Origin of the sequence: Pseudomonas sp. OG7, assembly GCF_014192825.1 — a bacterium.
GTDB lineage: Bacteria > Pseudomonadota > Gammaproteobacteria > Pseudomonadales > Pseudomonadaceae > Aquipseudomonas > Aquipseudomonas monteilii.
The window spans coordinates 185,932-201,965 of record NZ_JACHYK010000002.1 but is presented as its reverse complement, the minus strand read 5'-3'; the positions used below and the strand labels follow the sequence as shown (position 1 = coordinate 201,965).

General features: G+C 60.8%; 14 protein-coding genes and 7 pseudogenes. 8 read left to right on the top strand and 13 right to left on the bottom strand.

Going from position 1 to position 16,034, the window contains the following annotated elements; all coding sequences use genetic code 11:
• Positions 1 to 131: 131 nt before the first annotated feature.
• Positions 132 to 692 carry an Hsp20/alpha crystallin family protein gene (locus tag FHW75_RS05395; RefSeq protein WP_019098256.1) on the top strand — a complete coding sequence of 187 codons (561 nt, stop codon included), beginning with the start codon at positions 132 to 134 and terminating at the stop codon, positions 690 to 692.
• Between the two features lie 87 nt (positions 693 to 779).
• Positions 780 to 1,112: pseudogene (locus FHW75_RS05390) on the top strand (xylulose-5-phosphate phosphoketolase); the annotation flags it as partial.
• A gap of 89 nt (positions 1,113 to 1,201) precedes the next feature.
• On the opposite strand, the gene FHW75_RS05385 reads toward FHW75_RS05390, so the two are convergent.
• Positions 1,202 to 1,627, bottom strand: a complete 426-nt coding sequence (locus FHW75_RS05385) for a potassium channel family protein (protein WP_183673283.1) — start codon at positions 1,625 to 1,627, stop codon at positions 1,202 to 1,204.
• Positions 1,628 to 1,654: 27 nt separating this feature from the next.
• Positions 1,655 to 2,110: pseudogene (locus FHW75_RS05380) on the bottom strand (cell division protein FtsH); the annotation flags it as partial.
• A gap of 87 nt (positions 2,111 to 2,197) precedes the next feature.
• Here FHW75_RS05380 and FHW75_RS05375 point away from each other — a divergent pair.
• The 4 genes and pseudogenes from FHW75_RS05375 to FHW75_RS05360 all read left to right on the top strand — a co-directional run bounded on the left by FHW75_RS05375 (position 2,198) and on the right by FHW75_RS05360 (position 6,133).
• Positions 2,198 to 2,452: a hypothetical protein gene (locus FHW75_RS05375; protein ID WP_024086880.1), complete on the top strand. Its 255-nt coding sequence runs from the start codon at positions 2,198 to 2,200 to the stop codon at positions 2,450 to 2,452.
• A 5-nt stretch (positions 2,453 to 2,457) separates the two neighbouring features.
• Positions 2,458 to 4,740, top strand: a complete 2,283-nt coding sequence (locus tag FHW75_RS05370; RefSeq protein WP_183673281.1) for a heavy metal translocating P-type ATPase — start codon at positions 2,458 to 2,460, stop codon at positions 4,738 to 4,740.
• A gap of 110 nt (positions 4,741 to 4,850) precedes the next feature.
• Positions 4,851 to 5,120 (top strand): annotated as a pseudogene (locus FHW75_RS05365) (TCP-1/cpn60 chaperonin family protein); the annotation flags it as partial.
• Between the two features lie 122 nt (positions 5,121 to 5,242).
• Positions 5,243 to 6,133, top strand: a complete 891-nt coding sequence (locus FHW75_RS05360; protein ID WP_161989877.1) for a universal stress protein — start codon at positions 5,243 to 5,245, stop codon at positions 6,131 to 6,133.
• A 15-nt stretch (positions 6,134 to 6,148) separates the two neighbouring features.
• Here FHW75_RS05360 and FHW75_RS05355 read toward each other — a convergent pair whose 3' ends face one another.
• Positions 6,149 to 7,108: a ribose-phosphate pyrophosphokinase gene (locus tag FHW75_RS05355; protein ID WP_183673279.1), complete on the bottom strand. Its 960-nt coding sequence runs from the start codon at positions 7,106 to 7,108 to the stop codon at positions 6,149 to 6,151.
• A 218-nt stretch (positions 7,109 to 7,326) separates the two neighbouring features.
• A complete protein-coding gene (locus tag FHW75_RS05350) occupies positions 7,327 to 8,316 on the bottom strand; it encodes a universal stress protein (protein ID WP_027608982.1) in 990 nt (329 codons plus the stop codon).
• Positions 8,317 to 8,443: 127 nt separating this feature from the next.
• Here FHW75_RS05350 and FHW75_RS26970 point away from each other — a divergent pair, with 127 nt between their 5' ends.
• Entirely contained in the window at positions 8,444 to 8,566 is a 123-nt protein-coding gene (locus FHW75_RS26970) for a universal stress protein (protein ID WP_371104868.1), read from the top strand.
• A gap of 34 nt (positions 8,567 to 8,600) precedes the next feature.
• Here the strand turns inward: FHW75_RS26970 and FHW75_RS05345 are convergent.
• From FHW75_RS05345 to FHW75_RS05315, 7 genes and pseudogenes are all read right to left on the bottom strand, one after another.
• Positions 8,601 to 8,810: pseudogene (locus FHW75_RS05345) on the bottom strand (thiamine pyrophosphate-requiring protein); the annotation flags it as partial.
• Positions 8,811 to 8,932: 122 nt separating this feature from the next.
• Positions 8,933 to 9,313, bottom strand: a complete 381-nt coding sequence (locus FHW75_RS05340; protein ID WP_019098264.1) for a hypothetical protein — start codon at positions 9,311 to 9,313, stop codon at positions 8,933 to 8,935.
• A 661-nt stretch (positions 9,314 to 9,974) separates the two neighbouring features.
• On the bottom strand, positions 9,975 to 11,345 hold the full coding sequence (gene chrA, locus FHW75_RS05335) for a chromate efflux transporter (RefSeq protein WP_183673277.1): 1,371 nt from the start codon (positions 11,343 to 11,345) through the stop codon (positions 9,975 to 9,977).
• Positions 11,338 to 11,966: pseudogene (locus tag FHW75_RS05330) on the bottom strand (chromate resistance protein ChrB domain-containing protein). Before FHW75_RS05330 ends, chrA begins: the two are co-directional and overlap by 8 nt.
• Positions 11,967 to 12,361: 395 nt before the next feature.
• Positions 12,362 to 12,520, bottom strand: a pseudogene (locus FHW75_RS05325) (YetF domain-containing protein); the annotation flags it as partial.
• Positions 12,521 to 12,630: 110 nt separating this feature from the next.
• A complete protein-coding gene (locus tag FHW75_RS05320) occupies positions 12,631 to 13,134 on the bottom strand; it encodes a CinA family protein (RefSeq protein ID WP_027608979.1) in 504 nt (167 codons plus the stop codon).
• A 369-nt stretch (positions 13,135 to 13,503) separates the two neighbouring features.
• Complete coding sequence (locus FHW75_RS05315) at positions 13,504 to 14,361, bottom strand: SDR family oxidoreductase (protein ID WP_019098270.1); 858 nt, start codon at positions 14,359 to 14,361, stop codon at positions 13,504 to 13,506.
• A gap of 196 nt (positions 14,362 to 14,557) precedes the next feature.
• Here FHW75_RS05315 and FHW75_RS05310 point away from each other — a divergent pair, with 196 nt between their 5' ends.
• Positions 14,558 to 15,082 carry a hypothetical protein gene (locus tag FHW75_RS05310; protein ID WP_016486361.1) on the top strand — a complete coding sequence of 175 codons (525 nt, stop codon included), beginning with the start codon at positions 14,558 to 14,560 and terminating at the stop codon, positions 15,080 to 15,082.
• 145 nt (positions 15,083 to 15,227) lie between these two features.
• Here the strand turns inward: FHW75_RS05310 and FHW75_RS05305 are convergent, their stop codons facing one another.
• Both FHW75_RS05305 and FHW75_RS05300 read right to left on the bottom strand, forming a co-directional pair.
• On the bottom strand, positions 15,228 to 15,722 hold the full coding sequence (locus tag FHW75_RS05305; protein WP_183673275.1) for a type II toxin-antitoxin system YhaV family toxin: 495 nt from the start codon (positions 15,720 to 15,722) through the stop codon (positions 15,228 to 15,230).
• A pseudogene (locus tag FHW75_RS05300) lies at positions 15,722 to 15,913 on the bottom strand (AbrB family transcriptional regulator); the annotation flags it as partial. The gene FHW75_RS05305 and the pseudogene FHW75_RS05300, both read right to left, overlap by 1 nt.
• Positions 15,914 to 16,034 lie beyond the last annotated feature (121 nt).

The window sequence follows — 16,034 nt, the reverse complement described above, 5'->3', positions numbered from 1 at the left end:
ACTTTGATCAGTATCAAATCGACAAACGATGGTGGCAGCCAGGCGATTGATAAAGGTCAAACGCAAGGTTGACTGCCAGCGCAATATCGAGGCGTCTCCCAGGGAGGCATTACTCATTAGAGGAGGGCGCCATGTCCGAAGCAGCGAAGAAAGTACCTGTCACTTCCGCAACCACCCAACCTGCCAAGGTTACGCCGCCAAGTACCGAAACATCGGACTTGTGGCGCCCATTCCAGCAGTTGCGGCGTCAGATCGACAGCCTGTTCGACGATTTCGGTCGCCGGCCATTGCGCATGCCGTTCAGCCATACCCCGTTCGATGTCGAGCCATTCTGGCGTCGTGAACTGTTCAGCCATGGCATGCCGGCGATGGATATCAGCGAACTGGCCGATGAGTTTCGCATCAGCGCCGAACTGCCTGGTGTGGACGACAAGGACATCGAGATCAAGCTGGTCAATGGCAACGTTGTGATCCGCGGCGAGAAGCAGGAAGCGGTTGACGAAAAGCGCAAGGAGTACCACCTGTCAGAGCGGCACTACGGCAGCTTCGAGCGGGTCTTCCAGCTACCCCGTGAAGTAGACGTGGAAAAGATTAATGCACAGTTCGCGAAGGGCGTGCTGCTGGTGCATCTGCCCAAGCGTGCAGAAGCGATTCACCCCGAAAAAGTGATTCCTATCAAAAGCAGCAAGTGATTGACCCGACCGATTTCAGGAGCAGGGATGCTCCGTCTTCGCATCCGAACACATACGCGGGCGCGCCATCGACAAGAGGGGGCGATCATGAACGATTTTCCAGGTACCGAGGAACTCGAAGGATTGGATGCCTGCTGGCGTGCCGCGAACTACCTTACCGTTGGCCAGATCTATCTGCAGAGCAACCCCGTGCTGGCCACCCCGCTGAAGTTGGCCGACATCAAGCCCAGGTTGCTGGGGCACTCGGGCACATCACCGGGGTTGAACCTGATCTACACCCATCTGAACCGGCTGATCCGCCATTACGATCTCAACATGCTCTTCGTCACCGGCCCTGGTCATGGCGGCCCGGCCATGGTTGCCCAGGCGTACCTGGATGGCACCTATACCGAGCTGAACCCTGCGATAGAACGCAATGCGCAGAAAGCTGTACCTGATCGAGCATGGCGAAGACATGCCTGAGGTTGCAAAATGGCACTGGACGCCGCACCCAGACGCCTGAGCAGACGCTATTTGGCTTTCCAGTATTTCTGCATTTCGAGGAACAGGAACGACGCGGTCCAGGTGATCAGCACCAGGCCTGTCAATGCTTGCAGGCCGGTGAGGTACTTGAGATGGCCGGTAGGGGCGATGTCGCCAAAGCCTATCGTGGTGTAGGTGGTGAAGGAAAAGTACACGCAATCCAGGAAGCTGCCGTCGAAGTTGCCACTGAGCGAGCCCCAGCCTTCGGCGAGAGTCATTAGGTAATACACCAGGGCGAAACACCAGACCTCCAGTGCATGGGCCAGCAGCGCGCCGAATACGCCTGCGACGATCCGGAATCGGCTCCACAGTTTCAGCCGCGGTAGCCAGTCGTTCAGGCGCAGCAGGCATTCGTAGTGGATGATCACCACTAGGATCACCACCAGCATGTTGATCAATGTGACGGTGAGCATGGTCGCTACTCGGACTGGAACGGCGTGTCATTTGGCCGCATCGACCAGATTATAGATGGCAGGCTCCTTGGCCTGCGGCAGCAGTGCCGGGAATTCTTCCGGGGTGATGGTTTCCTTGGCCAACAACAGGCGTGCCCCAGTGTCCAGGTCGGCGCGTCGTTGCTCGAGCAAGGCCCGGGCACGGGCCTAGGCGTCTTCCACCAGGCCACGAATACCCAGGTCGATTTCGCGTGCAGTCTGCTCTGAGTAGTCCTTGCGATCCTGGCGCAACAACGATTCGCCCAGGTAACTGGCCTGCTGCCGCTCCAGCACTGCCTGGCCCAGTTCCGTGCTCATGCCGAATCGGGTGATCAGCTGGCGAGCAATGTCGGTGGCGCGCCCCAGATCGTCGGCGGCCCCGGTGGACACCTGACCGAATACCAGGCTTTCAGCGGCTCGCCCGGCCATCAGTACGACAATCCGGTCGCGGAGCATTTGCGCGGCACGCTGAGGGAGATTGATAAATGTCAGGCTACGGTGGGCGGCGATGCCGATACTGGGGGTGTCTTGAGCATGCGCGAGGGCACCAACATGCAACGCTATCTGCTTGCCGGATTGTCCAGCCTGCTGCTGGCATCGGCATCGGGCTGTACCCCTTGGCACGCTGAAGAATACGACGCGCGCCTGGAGTCGGCCGAGAACAATGCGGCTACCGCCCGGTTGCGGGCCGATCAGGTGTGCTACCGCATAGACCTGGTCGAGCAGACCGCCAACGAGGCGCTGCGCAGAGCGACCCAGGCACAGGAACAGGTCCAGCAGTTGCTCCAGCAGGCCAAACGCAAGTGACCGCCATGTCACGGCGATGGCTGGATCCAAGCTTGTTGATGGTCTGCGTTCTGGCCTTGCTGCTCGGAGGGCTGGCCTATGCGGCGCAACAGCCGACCTGGGCTGCGCTGATCTGGGCCTCCGGCAGCGCGATCATGGCAGCGGTGCTGGCGGGGGAAATGGCCCAGCGTCTGGCCAGGCGTGAGGTGGGCATTGACCTGATCGCGCTGATGTCGATTGGCGCGGCCCTGGCCCTTGGGCAGATGCTGGTAGGCGCAGTGGTTGCACTGATGCTTGCCACGGGCCGTGCATTGGAGACTCTCAGTTTGCGTCACGCCGAGCGCGAGTTGCGGGCACTGATCGACCGGGCCCCTCAGCGGGCCTGGATTCAAGAGCAGGATGGCTTGCGTGAGGTACCGGTGGACGAAGTCCGCGCTGGGCAGAGTGTACTGGTGCGCCTGGGTGAGATCGTGCCGGTGGATGGGTGGTTGCAATCCGAGCAGGCAACCCTGGACGAAGCTGCGCTGACTGGCGAATCGTTACCCGTTACCCGCCATGCCGGTGAGCCGGTGGCCAGTGGGGTGACCAACTCCGGTGCGCCGCTGCTGTTGCTGGCCACGCATACCGCGGCGCAAAGTACCTACGCTGGCATCGTGCGTCTGGCCGAAGCGGCACGTCAGTCACGGGCACCCTTCATGCGCCTGGCCGACCGCTATGCGCTGGCGCTGATCCCGCTGACATTGCTCATTGCTGCGCTGGCGTGGTGGGCCAGTGGCGATGTGCAGCGAGTGCTTGCCGTGCTGGTGGTCGCCACGCCTTGCCCGCTGATACTGGCAGTACCGATTGCCATCATCTCAGGTATTTCGAGGGCTGCACGGCGCAACATACTCGTGCGTGACGGCGAGGTGCTTGAAGCCTTGGCCGGCATCCGCCAGGTGTTCCTCGACAAGACCGGTACCTTGACCAGTGGTCATGCCCAGTTGCAGTCGATCGAACTGAAGGGGCAAGGCGTACCCTTGCAGATGCTGCAGTTGGCCGCTTCGTTGGCCCAGTCATCCACCCACCCGATTGCCCAGGCCATCGTTCATGCTGCCCGTCTGCGCAACCTGACGCTGACCGCTCCCGAGCAGGTGCAGGAAAGCCCCGGCCAGGGGCTTGCCGGGATTGTTCAAGGCAAGGCCGTACGCTTGGGCGCCCTGACCTACGTGCAGAACGAGAAGGACGATGGCCGGTGGGCACAGGCGCGTTTGCAGCAACTGGACTACCTGGCCAACAGTGGCAGTTTCGTGGCGGTTGACGGTGAGTTGAAAGCGGTACTGCGGCTGGCCGATGACCTGCGTCGGGAAACCCCCCAGACATTGCGCCGCCTGCGGGCGCGCGGGATCGAAAAGATCGTCATGCTCACCGGTGACCGCCCGGAAACGGCGGAAATGGTTGCGCTGGCGGCGGGTATCGACGAGCTTCGCTCGGGGCTCTCTCCAGAAGACAAGATTCGCCTGGTGCAAGACGGCTGCCGCATGGCACCCTCGCTGATGGTCGGCGATGGCATCAACGATGCGCCAGCATTGGCGGCGGCCGATGTCGGGGTTGCCATGGGCGCTTCTGGCGTCACGGCGTCTGCCCAGGCGGCCGGTGTGGTGTTGCTGGTCGATCGCCTCGATCGATTGGTCGATGCCTTGGATATCGCTCGGCACGCCGTGTACATCGCCCGGCAGGGGGTATGGGTGGGCATGAGCCTGTCGTTGCTGGCCATGCTGGTTGCAGCCGCCGGTTACCTGCCCGCGCTAATGGGGGCGGTGTTGCAGGAAGCTATCGACCTGTTGATCATCGTCAACGCCTTGCGTGCGCTGGGCCCCTTGACGGCCATGCGTCGCAGTGGGCTTGCCGTCGAGGACCTGGATCGGTTGCAGGATGAGCATCGGCAACTGGACGGGTTGCTGACGGAGCTGAGCCAGATGGCCTGCGACTTCGCCAAACGCCCCATCGAGCAGGCGCGGGACGACCTGGGCAAACTGGTCACCGGGCTGCATGACCTTCTGGAACGCCACGAGCACGATGACGAGCGTCGTTTGTATCCGCTGCTGAGCCGCTTCATGCCCGGCGAAGATCCACTGTCGGCGATGAGCCATACCCACCGGGAAATCTTCCGACTCATCCATCTTCTTTCTTGCATGAGCCAAGATTTCAGCCGGGCGGCAGCGAGCCCGAGCCCTGATGAAATCCAGCACCAGCTGATACGCCTGGACACCTTGACCAAGTTGCATTTCGACCAGGAAGAAGCCCTGTACCGGTACCTGGATCAACGCTGAGCGCGGTGTTCAGCGCCCTGTAGGATTGATAAAAATCAAGCACCCAACACGGTGCGGCGGGATGCTGACAACAGTTGTTTTCTGCCCTGGCCTGAACGGGAGGCAATACCATGCCCCACAGCAAAATCCTGTTTCGCTCCGCAGCGCGGGAGAAAATCCTCAGTGGTGCCACCCAGCTCGCCGATGCCGTGCGCGTTACGCTAGGGCCCAAATCGAAATCGGTACTGATGCAAAGCAGTTGGGGTAAACCGACTGTCTGCAACGATGGCGTGACCATCGCCAAGCGCGTCTATCTACAGGATCCAGAGGAAAACCTCGGCGCGCAGATGCTGCGCCAGGCGGCCGAGCGCACTGGTGAAGCGGTGGGTGATGGCACCAGTTTCGGTCGCCAGCATCCTGCTGCTGACCGAGGCAACCATGACCGATATCCCGGAAAAGCCAGCACCTTTGATGCAACCCCCAATCCCTGAGTGATCGGGCGAACTGATCATCGGAGGCTACCATGAGCCACTATCAACGCCTGTTGCTGATCCTGCGCCCGGCATTGTGCCAGTCCTGTGCCTTGGAACAGGCTGCCGCCCTGGCCAGGTCAAGTTCGGCCAGCCTGCACATCGTGGGTTTGCTGGAGTCGCTGGACAACCTCAGGTTCCTGGAGACAGGTGACACTCAGAGCGAGCGGCAGGCTTACCTGCAATCCCAGCAAGACCAGCTCGAGGCCCAGACCAAGGTGCTGCGAGCCTCGGGTGTGCAAGTGACGACGGAAGTCGCCTGGAGCAGCGATCTGCAGGCGGATATTCTGGAACACGCCCTGGAGATGCAGCCAGATGTACTGCTCAAGCAGGTCGAGCACGAACCGGCGCTCAAGCGGGCCTTCTTTACCCCGTTGGACTGGCAGTTGCTGCGCCATTGCCCGATCCCGGTCTACCTGTTGGGCGCCGCCAGACCGGCCTTGCCTCGTCAGATCGTCGCGGCGGTGGACGTGGCCGATCCATCGCCTGAGGGCCAGGCGCGCAATAACAGCATCATCCAGCAGGCCAATGCGCTGGCCTTGCAGACTGGCGCGCAACTGGACCTGCTGTTCGCCTGTGACCTGACCATGGCCTACATGGGCGACATGGGATATGGCGCCTGGGCCATTGGCGACGTCGGCGAGTCCTTGCGCCACGACCTGGAGGACGATTTCAAGGCGCTGGCCGACCGCTACGGTGCGCCGGCCGAACGCAGGCACTGCCTGCTGGGCCGCCCGGTCGCGGTGCTGAGTGAGTATGTCGAAACCCACCCGGTGGACGTGATCGTCATGGGCAGGCCGCTTGCCCGGGGGTTGGACCGACTGTTCGGCAGCACCACGGAGCATGTGTTGTACCAGATACCCTGCAATATCCTGGCGGTGTAGGGCCATGCGTCGGGGTTATGCGCCCCAGCCCCGGCGGTTGGCAAGCAACTCGGCGACCAGCGCGCTGGTATCGACGATATCCAGCTGCTGCAGGCATCGCACGGGCAGGCGAAAGGGCGCGATGCTGTCGGCCACCAGTACCCGTTCGAATACACCGCTGTCGAATAGCTCGCCACCAGTGGTGAACAGGCCATGGGTGGCAGCGGCCAGCATGCGGGTGGCTCCGGCCTGCCGGCAGGCCTGGGCTGCGCGCAGCAGCGTCTGCCCCGTGCTGATCAGGTCGTCGAACACGATGACAGTGCTGCCTGCCACGTCGCCCACCAGATGTTCGCCGGTCAGGCCCGCCTGCTGGCGATGCTTTTCCATCATGGCCATAGATACCGGGCGCCCCAGCAGGTCCGCCAGAACCTGGCGAAACTGCTCGGCGCGTTTGATGCCGCCGATATCCGGCGACACGACCGTGACTGTCTGCTCACGGAGCAGGGGGGCTAGGTGTTGGGCGAATAGCTCGGTGCATTGCAGGTTCCAGCTCGGGATTCGGTAGGCGTTGTCGAAGGCGCTGGGGTTGTGTACGTCCAGCGCCACCACGCGGTCGACGCCGCAGCTTTCCATCAGGCAAGCTACATGGCGGGTGATGGTCGCATCCTGAAACTCCACCTTGCGGTCCTTGCGGCCATAACACAGGTAAGGCGTGACAGCCGTCACCTGGCTGGCACCGGCGTCCTTGAGCGCACCACAGAAGAACAGCAACCGGCACAGCTTGTCGTGTGCGCTGTGGTGCGCGTCGCCATAGAGCGAGTGAAAGACGATGACCGATCGACCGTCGACCGACTCGCCAGGCCAGCATTTGTGTTCTCCGTCCTCGTAGTCGCGCTCTTCATGTGCTGACAGTGTCCAGCCCAGGCGTTGCGCCACGGCATTCCCATAGGCCTGGCTGCCTCGCAGGGCGAACAGTAACGGAGTTGTGTCATTCATACCCTGAGCTCCAGAGGTCGTTCATAGCAACATAAGCTGCATGGGGCTGTGCGGTTTGACGTTTATCAAATCGAACATAGCCAGCAGACAGACACTCGGCAGGTAAGAGCATGCCAAGGCCTGCCCCCCTGTACCCTGCATGGAGAGTACGCCAATGGACAAACACCAGAAAAGCCACAAGGACAAACTGGATGGCGTGAAACCAGGCGGGTGATCGTTCAACCGTGGATTGCCAGAATGCTGGAGTGAACCTTGTACAGGGTTTGCTCTGTAGTACTGCCAACGACCTTGCTCACCCCCTCGTGGTAGAGCGTACCCATCACCACCACATCGAAGCCATGCTTGTTCGCGTAGTCGCTGACCACGTTACGGGCAGCGCCTCGCACCAGGTGCAGGTGATCTGGCTTGATGCCGTAGCGGCTGCCGAACGTCGCCATGCGCTCGCGCGCGCGACCAGATATTTCCTCTACCAGCTTGTCAGTCCAGGCCACGGGTGCGGCGGCATAGGCAACGAAGCTGGTGCTGGGTTCATAGGCCTGCAGCAGATGCAGTTGCGCCTTGCATCGCTGTGCCAGTGCCTGCGCCGATTGCAGGATGTGGTCGTTGAGCTTGTCGATCACCGGGTCGTGCTCGACAAGATCCACGGCGACAAGTATGCGCGCTGGCAGCTTGGTTTCAGCCTGGGCCACCAGGTGCATCGGGATCGGGCAACGGCGCAGCAACTGCCAGTCCAAGGGGGTGAGCAGGGCACGGCTCAAGGCGGTTTCGTGCCTGATGTCCTTGATCACCATCTCCACCCGGTGCAGTTGGGCCAGCCGGATCAAGTCCGTGAGCGGGTCTTCATCGTCCAGTGTTTCGGCGTAGGCGGTAATGCCCAGTTCGCCCAGCGCCTTCACCTGGTCGGCGAGCCAAGCCTTGCGGTGCTCGGCGTCCTGCTTGCGGGCATTGCTGCGCAGCACTTGGTCCAGTGTGGGCAGGCGTGAGGGCAGTTGACTGAGCACCACCAGGTGCAAGGTGGCGCCTGTCGTACTGGCCAGCGCCTGAGCACGCGTCAGGGCAGGCGAGGGGTGTAGGTCTGGATGGCAGATCAGTAGCAGTCGCGAGTAAGCGTTCATGATGGCCTCCACGGCGATGGCAGCCTCGATGAAGGCCCACCGGTATAGGCCAAGGGTGACGCACTGAGACTTGATGGCCTTGATATTTATCAAGTGCCGCGATGCATCGGGCCATGGCATTGGCTCAAGCGTTAGGTGCCTCCTTGCACGTACTGGGCATCCACACCCCCACTGAGCCTGGCCTGCCCGAGCCAGGGCAGCAAGCTTCACAACCTTCAGCGTGGTGGTGGTCGGCGTGGTGCAGCCCAGACGCTGGGCCAAGCTGATCGGCGATACTACCGAACGGCTCGTCAATCATGCCCCGTGCAGCATTTTGACAGTCAGGCCCCCGTCAGCAGATTGATTCAGACCGTATCGCCGGCTCGGCCATGGCGAATCAATTCCACGCTGAAATCCTGGCGAATCTGCAGGTCGCGGGCGAACCAGTTGGCACAGGAGCCGGAGTCGCTGGTAATGATGGCGTGGTCCGGCAGGCGAGGGGACAGCTCATGGACCACGCGTTGCGGGTTGATCGGGTCAGCCTTGACCAGCGCGTGCTTGGCCACGGTCTTGTCCCACTGCGCACGCCAGGTTTCTACTTTGTCGCGCCGGCACCCACCAGTAGCGCAGCGGTCTGGCAGCTGGAGCCTGGCAAAAGCCGACAGGCTCGAAGGTGAACCGATAAGCCACAAGAATGCAGTGGGCCTTGCACTGGGCCAAAATTTTCCCATCACCCCAGTTTATGCAGGGCTTCTACCAATTGAGCCTTGTTCATGGTCGAACGCCCTTTGAGATCTTTGCTGCGCGCCTCCTTCATAAGGCTTTCCTTGCTTTGCGACTCCAGCGATGCGCGAGAGGTGCGTGAATGCCCCTGGCGAGACTCGGCGGCGCGTTTGGCTGAGTCCGTGCGTGCGGTCTTCTTCTCGCGCGACGGCGTCTTGCTCCCCGAGCCTCCCGGCTTTTCACCGCCACCGGAATGTTTGTTCACGGTGGCCCAGGCGCGCGCTTCGGCTTCGTCCTTGCCCACGCCCTTGTCCTCGTACGATTGCTCGATGTGCTCGGCCTTGCGTTTCTGCTTGTCCGTATACTTGTCCTTGTCACCGCGTGGCATGGCATTGACTCCTGAGTGAGTTGCTTGATCAATGGCGAAACTGAAACGCCGGGCCATGAACGGGAGATCCACCGCCATTCGGCCATTCCACCTAGCTGCCCGATCCTGCGCCTGATCCACTACCGGTTGAGCCACCGCTACCACTCGCCGGACCTGCACCGCTACCGTCCCCTCCGTTCCCGTCGGAGCCCGAGTCAGTGTCGGTACCGTCACCTCCCGTGTTGTCCGTTCCATTGTCATGGGTACCGCCATTACCCGTGCCCATGCCATCGGCTGGTGTTCCTGAGCCTGTCGCACCGCCTTGGCCGTTCATGTGCCCATTGCTGTGCGGTTGCATGCCCGGGGCACGTTGATCGTTCAGGTCTGTGGCGGCCAGGGCAAGTGGCGCCGCGCAACCCAGACACATGGCGAGCAGCAACGCGTACGTTTTTTCTGCGTTCATGGTGAAACTCCGTCTCTGGTTGTTCACCCTGTGTTCGGCCTGCCGTTTACCGAAGGGTGCCCTCAGGGCGACGGAAGGTTCTGATGCACAAAGGCCGGCTGTCCGGGTGAGGCGCGATCGCGATCGAGGGGTTGCTACGCCACTTGTCTGGCTGCAGGCACTCCTGAGCCTCGCCCGCTTCTCAAGTTCAGGTGCAGATCGGCAGTGAGGCGCGTGGTTTCATGTCCGCAACAGGTGAACTGCCAGGCCGGCCAGGGCGCAAGCGAACAGTACTTCGATCACGCCCCGCTTGAAGCGGAACAAAGCGATCGCAGCTGCAGCTGCAATAGCCGCGCAAGGCCAGTCAAGCGCTCCACCAAAGCCTTTCGGCCAAAGCACGTGGTAGCCGAAGAACATGGCGAGGTTCAGGATCACGCCCACTACGGCGGCCGTGATCCCCGTCAGCGGTGCGGTAAATTTGATCGCGTTGTGGGTCGACTCTACCAACGGTCCACCGATGAGAATGAACAAGAAAGACGGCAAAAAGGTGAACCAGGTGACGAGGCTCGCCGCGACAGCGCCAGCAAGGAATGGGTGTTCGCTCCCGAACATCGGATAGACGTAGCCACCGACGAAGCCGACGAAGGCAACCACCATGATCAGTGGCCCCGGTGTGGTTTCCCCCAAGGCGAGACCATCGATCATCTGGGTGGGTGTCAGCCACCCGTAGTGCCCTACAGCGCCTTGGTAGACATAGGGCAATACCGCGTATGCACCGCCAAAAGTCATCAGTGCGGCCTTTGTGAAGAACCAGCCCATCTGCGTCAGGGTGCCGTCCCAGCCAAATGACAGCGTCAGCAACCCCATGGGCAGTATCCACAGGCCAGCACCGACCAGCAGCAACCGTACCAGGTGCCCCCAGCTGAAACGGGCATGCTCGGGGGTTGGCGTGTCGTCATCGATCACAGCCGGGCCAAAGCTGTTCTTCGCGGCCGCATGATTGCCGCCAATGACAAACTTGCGTGGAGCGAAGCGACCACCCACATAGCCGATGATGGCGGCCATCAGCACGATCAGTGGGAACGGCACGTTATAGGCGAAGATGGCTACGAACGAGGCGCCGGCCATGGCCCACAGCCAGCCATTCTTCAAGGCCCGTGAACCAATCCGGTGGGCGGCGTGGACGACAATGGCCGTGACCGCCGGCTTGATGCCATAGAAGATCCCCGCGACTACCGGTACCTCGCCAAAGGCGATGTAGACCCACGACAAACCGATCAGGATGAACAGCGAAGGCAGCACGAACAATGCGCCGGCAATTACCCCGCCGCAGCTGCGATGCATGAGCCAACCAATATACGTGGCAAGCTGCTGAGCCTCGGGGCCGGGCAGCAACATGCAGTAGTTCAGTGCATGCAGGAATCGCTTCTCACTGATCCACCGCCGGCGCTCGACAAGCTCTTGATGCATGATCGAGATCTGTCCCGCAGGCCCGCCAAAGCTGATGAAGCCCAACTTGAGCCAGAACAGGAAGGCTTCATATGAACTGATAGACTGCTGAGTTGCTTGCGGCGGTGGTTGTTCAGTCACTGCGGGGCGCGTCTCAACCATTTTGGGCTTCCTCACTTGCGAAAGCCGTCAGCAGGCCATCAAAGATGCCTCCGGCGACCATTGTCAGTTGATCGTCATCGCCAATGCTCTCTCTCAATCCGGCGAGGACACGCTCGATACCGGATGCTTCGGAAGGTTGGTACCCCCCAACATCCAGGTAGTGGATAACACCTGCCAGGCGTGCCAAGCCTGGTTGCTGAACGGCAAAGCTCTCAATGAGGGTTTCGAAGGAAACACGGTGGCCAACGTGGCTGAACCTGGCCCCATCAAAATCGAAGCCGAGCGCATCGCTTGGGCAGTCACCGGGACTGGCCAGCCAAATGAATCGGGCGTCGGGATCGATGAAACGACGGATCAGCCAGGCACATGCCAACCGGTCTACCCATGGGCGCTTTCGCGTTGCCCATCGGCGACCTTGGTATTCCCTGCGCTCCAGATGATGGCCAGCACATCTCGCTCCACGGCTTGAAACGCTTCACGGCCCACGCTTTTTTCAGGCAGCAGGTATACGCCATCCCGCAAAACTGCGGCACCCGAGGCCTTCAGGGTTCTCCAGGCGCGCATTCGCTCGGTAGCCTTCGCCGTGGGCAAACCAAGGATCAATAGCGACCAATCAAGCATGTAGAGATCTCAACAAAAAATATTTATTTGTTTACATTATGCAAGACCCACGGAAAAGCAATGACTGAGAAACAAAAGGGAAGAAGGCAGCAATGACTGAGCAGCGTGGGCATCCGATCGGAGCGCCTGTCAGCACCCTCACGCACCGCCCATGATGGGCTGGGAGGGGGCACCGGAACAGGCATGCCGGTGCTGGTTTCTCAATGCGGCTGTTATCGTATGTCTCAAGCGCTCATTCTGGTGATGATGGAAGAGGGTCAGATTTTCGATACCGAGCGAATGAGGGCCTGGCTGGTATCTCGTCGAGAACTCATGCCCATCCCTACCATTGACCATAGCCAGGCGATATTGGCACGTTGAACGGGCCACGACTCTACTGTGAGAAGCGCCGTGCCTTACTCGGCAGGAATGATCGAAATCTTTCCATTGCGCTCGACGATAGCGAACTTCACCTGCTCAATTTTTTCGATGCCTTGGCTGTCTCGTGCTGACTCGAGGATATCGTCCTCCGTGAGGCGCGCCCGGCGCATCCGGTGGTGAAGAAATCGCCCATCCACATACCATCCCACGCGCTCGAAGCGCCAGACGCGCTGCTGCATCGGCATATCTTCTTGAACAGGGTGACGTCTGGATACCCGTTCATCTTCCGAGATGATCACCGACCTCAGGCGCGCTCGCCGCGTAACCAGCGCTGGTGATAGTGGGAAAGCCGGGTCAGCCCGAACAGGGCGCCTTGGCGCATGACCTCAGACCGCTCGCCGAAGAAACGTTGAGTGCGCGTGAAAACGGCAACGGGTTCGCCGGCAAAAGCCCAAGCAAAGCACATCGTCCCCGGTGGTATTCCGGACTCGGGCGCCGGCCCGGCTACCCCGGTGGTGGCGATCACCACATTGGCATCGCTGTCTCGCAACGCGCCCAAGGCCATTTCCCAGGCTACTGCTTCGCTGGTCAGGCCGTATCGCTCGATGGTTTCGGCGCTCACCCCCAGCAGGCGTTTCTTGGCGCTGGGTGAGTAGACGACATAGCCGCTTTCCAACACCTCTCCGGTACCCGGTATCGCCGCCAACAAAGCCACAAGGCAGCCCGCAGTGCACGATTCTGCTGTGCTCAAAACCAGTTTGTTGTTTTTGAGATAGCCGAGGGCGGCCAGTACAGGGTCGTTTTCCATTCCAGAGTCGACTCGCTTGTTTTGCGGTGGACGCGATCCTGGTGTGTTTGGTTCATCTCATCTATTGCCCGGCGATCTGGAGAAGTGAACCTGACATGAACTTTGCCCCCGCTTCGGCTTCCCTTGTTCAAAGGCAAAGGACAGGAGCGCAAGCTGATGAAACAGAGCGATAGGCAAAAGGAAGCGGGACAGACCAGGCCGCATGGGGAAGAGGAGCGAGACAACGATGCTCATCGTCCGGATGGATCCACCGGAACATCCCATGACTCGACAGCGCAAAAAACGGCCCGTGATCACCATCAGCACAAACGCTGAAACTGCCACGTAAAAAAGAGGGTGAGGCTCGCCAGCATGGCGAGCCTCTTTTTGCTAGAGGATCGGTTTGCCGCCAGTCACAGCGTAACGTGAGCCACTGATGTAACTGGCCTCGTCGGAGCCCAGCAGCACGTAAATAGGCGCGACCTCCACCGGTTGCCCGGGGCGTCCCATCGGGTAGCTGGAACCGAAGTTCTTGACGGCTTCGTCCGGCATGGTGGCCGGAATCAAAGGCGTCCAGATAGGGCCTGGCGCGACGCTGTTGACCCTGATGCCTTTCTTGGCTAGCAACTGAGCCAAGCCGGCAGTGAAGTTGGCAATGGCCCCTTTGGTCGCGGCATAGGCCAGCAGGCTGGGGGATGGATCGTCGGAATTGACCGAGCTGGTATTGATGATCGAGCTGCCCTTGGGCATGGAAGGCAGGGCCGCCTGGCAAATACGGAAGATGGCGGTGATGTTGGTATCGAAGGTCTTCACCCATTCATCATCGTCGATTTCCTCCAGGGTCTCGTGGGCCATCTGGAACGCCGCGTTGTTGACCAGGATGTCGATGCGCCCGAACTGGCTGACGGTCTTTTCGACAATGTCATAGCAGTGCTGTTTATGCGCCAGGTCTCCGGGCAACAGCAGGCATTGACGGCCTGCGGCCTCAACCCAGCGCGCGGTTTCTTGCGCGTCGTCATGCTCATCCAGATAAGCGATGGCGACGTCGGCTCCTTCACGGGCGTAGGCAATCGCTACTGCCCGCCCGATGCCGCTGTCTGCTCCGGTGATGAGTGCAATCTTGCCTTCGAGTCGATTGTGGCCGGTATACGACTGCTCACCACAATCCGGGTAGGGCTCCATCTTGCGCTGTGAGCCAGGGACATTTTGAGGCTGGGAAGGGAAGGGCGGGGTGGGGAAGTCTCGCATGGTAGAAGCTCCTGCAGTTGAGAACGCTCATACCGGTTCGAAAGGCCTGGCCCCGGCGTGTTGGTTTCAATCTGCGGTTGGTACGACGAGCGGTGCGGGATATCAATCCAATTGAATTCCATGGCCCATCGCCTGTTCTACCGAATTCAGCTCCAGGCTCATCTCTGCGCCCGGAGCCCAATTCCAGGAGTACCGAGTGCCTCGAATCATTACCCCTACGACCCCTGAGCACGAGATCAGCGAACACAATGCCAGGATGTTCGGCTCTCCCAAGGAGCGTCTGGATTTTTACCGGCGTGAGATCCAGTACGAAACCAGCATCCTGGCCAACCGCACGGACGCCTACCTGGCGGCGCAGTCGTTTCTGGTCATTGCCTTCGTCTCCTCCATGGGAAACCTCAATCAAGGATGGGGCGAGATGTTCACCCTGATCGTACCGGCGTTCCTTGCCTTGCTCGGGGTATTGAGCTCGCTCAACGCCTGGCCTGGCATCCGCGCGGCGTACAACATCATCGATCACTGGCAGCTCAAACAAAGTCATTTGCTGCGCAGCGAGCCGTTGATGGGGCTGGCTTACGACGAATCGCCGCTGTTCTGCGAGGCGGAAACCTCGCGTGCAGGGCATCGAAAGTCATTGCTGTTCTCGCTACGGACGCCGTGGATCTTTCTGGTGTTCTGGGTGCTATTGGGTAGCTACTCGGTTTACATCCAGCTGGCCTGAACACGTTTGCTTGAAAACATGGCGGTAACGTTTTGAAGACTGAGGCCTTACTGACCGAGCGCCTCAACGCCCGAGGGCCGGGCGGACAAGAAGATGAAGTGCGAAACATTGGATTACAGTGGATGCACCGAGGGGAGGGCCGGTGTCAAACGTGCAATCCCTCACCCGGCCGCGCAGCTTGTACTTTGGACTCGTCCCAGTCGCTACGCGTTGCAGCAGTCAGCGCATCCCAGTCATCAGGAGGGTTGCCGCGGCCCAGCATCTTCTCGAATACGGCGTATGGATCGGATTTGCTGCCTGCGGACCGTAGGGTATTTTCGTCGTTGACCCATGCATAGACGATGACCTTGGATGTTGAGTCGTAGCGAAAGAACAGCCGAAAGCGCCTGCCGATTTTTGCCCGCCGCCAATGTCGGTAGGCGGTGCCCAGCGTGTTGCCTTGGCGGAACTCATCACGGCCCGAGTCGGCAGGCACAGCCTCCATGATCAGATGGCTCAATGCCCGAAGCAGCTTGACGTTGGCGTTGCTTTCAAAACCTTGCGGGTCGTTCTGCTCGGCCCGGACGGCGGCTTCTTGCAATTTGCGTAGCTGTAAAGTCACACCTTCTTGGAACAACAGTGTCCAGCCATGTCGCAGCATCAGATCGCGACCTCACCGTCGATATCTTCGTCCAGGTTTACAGACTGGTTTGCGTTGGCGAGCATGGTTTGCGCCAAGTCTTCCGGCAAAGTGGTGAGGTTGCGGGCGCCTCGGATATCAGCCTCCAGCAAACCCAGGAACGCACCGATGGCAGGGTCTTCGTGAGTGGTTTCTGCGCGGCTGACCACGACTGGGCGTGGGCGGGGGGGGTCGGGGGGGGGGGGGGGGGGGGGGGGGGGGGGGGGGGGGGGGGCGGGGGCGGGGGGGGGGGGGGGGGGGGGGGGGGGGGGGGGGGGGGGGGGGGGGGGGGCT

Coding starts and splice junctions, on each gene's coding strand:
- FHW75_RS05395 (WP_019098256.1), top strand. CDS start 132: ATGTCCGAAGCAGCGAAGAAAGTACCTGTCACTTCCGCAACCACCCAA.
- FHW75_RS05385 (WP_183673283.1), bottom strand. CDS start 1,627: ATGCTCACCGTCACATTGATCAACATGCTGGTGGTGATCCTAGTGGTG.
- FHW75_RS05375 (WP_024086880.1), top strand. CDS start 2,198: ATGCAACGCTATCTGCTTGCCGGATTGTCCAGCCTGCTGCTGGCATCG.
- FHW75_RS05370 (WP_183673281.1), top strand. CDS start 2,458: ATGTCACGGCGATGGCTGGATCCAAGCTTGTTGATGGTCTGCGTTCTG.
- FHW75_RS05360 (WP_161989877.1), top strand. CDS start 5,243: ATGAGCCACTATCAACGCCTGTTGCTGATCCTGCGCCCGGCATTGTGC.
- FHW75_RS05355 (WP_183673279.1), bottom strand. CDS start 7,108: ATGAATGACACAACTCCGTTACTGTTCGCCCTGCGAGGCAGCCAGGCC.
- FHW75_RS05340 (WP_019098264.1), bottom strand. CDS start 9,313: ATGCCACGCGGTGACAAGGACAAGTATACGGACAAGCAGAAACGCAAG.
- chrA (WP_183673277.1), bottom strand. CDS start 11,345: ATGGTTGAGACGCGCCCCGCAGTGACTGAACAACCACCGCCGCAAGCA.
- FHW75_RS05320 (WP_027608979.1), bottom strand. CDS start 13,134: ATGGAAAACGACCCTGTACTGGCCGCCCTCGGCTATCTCAAAAACAAC.
- FHW75_RS05315 (WP_019098270.1), bottom strand. CDS start 14,361: ATGCGAGACTTCCCCACCCCGCCCTTCCCTTCCCAGCCTCAAAATGTC.
- FHW75_RS05305 (WP_183673275.1), bottom strand. CDS start 15,722: ATGCTGCGACATGGCTGGACACTGTTGTTCCAAGAAGGTGTGACTTTA.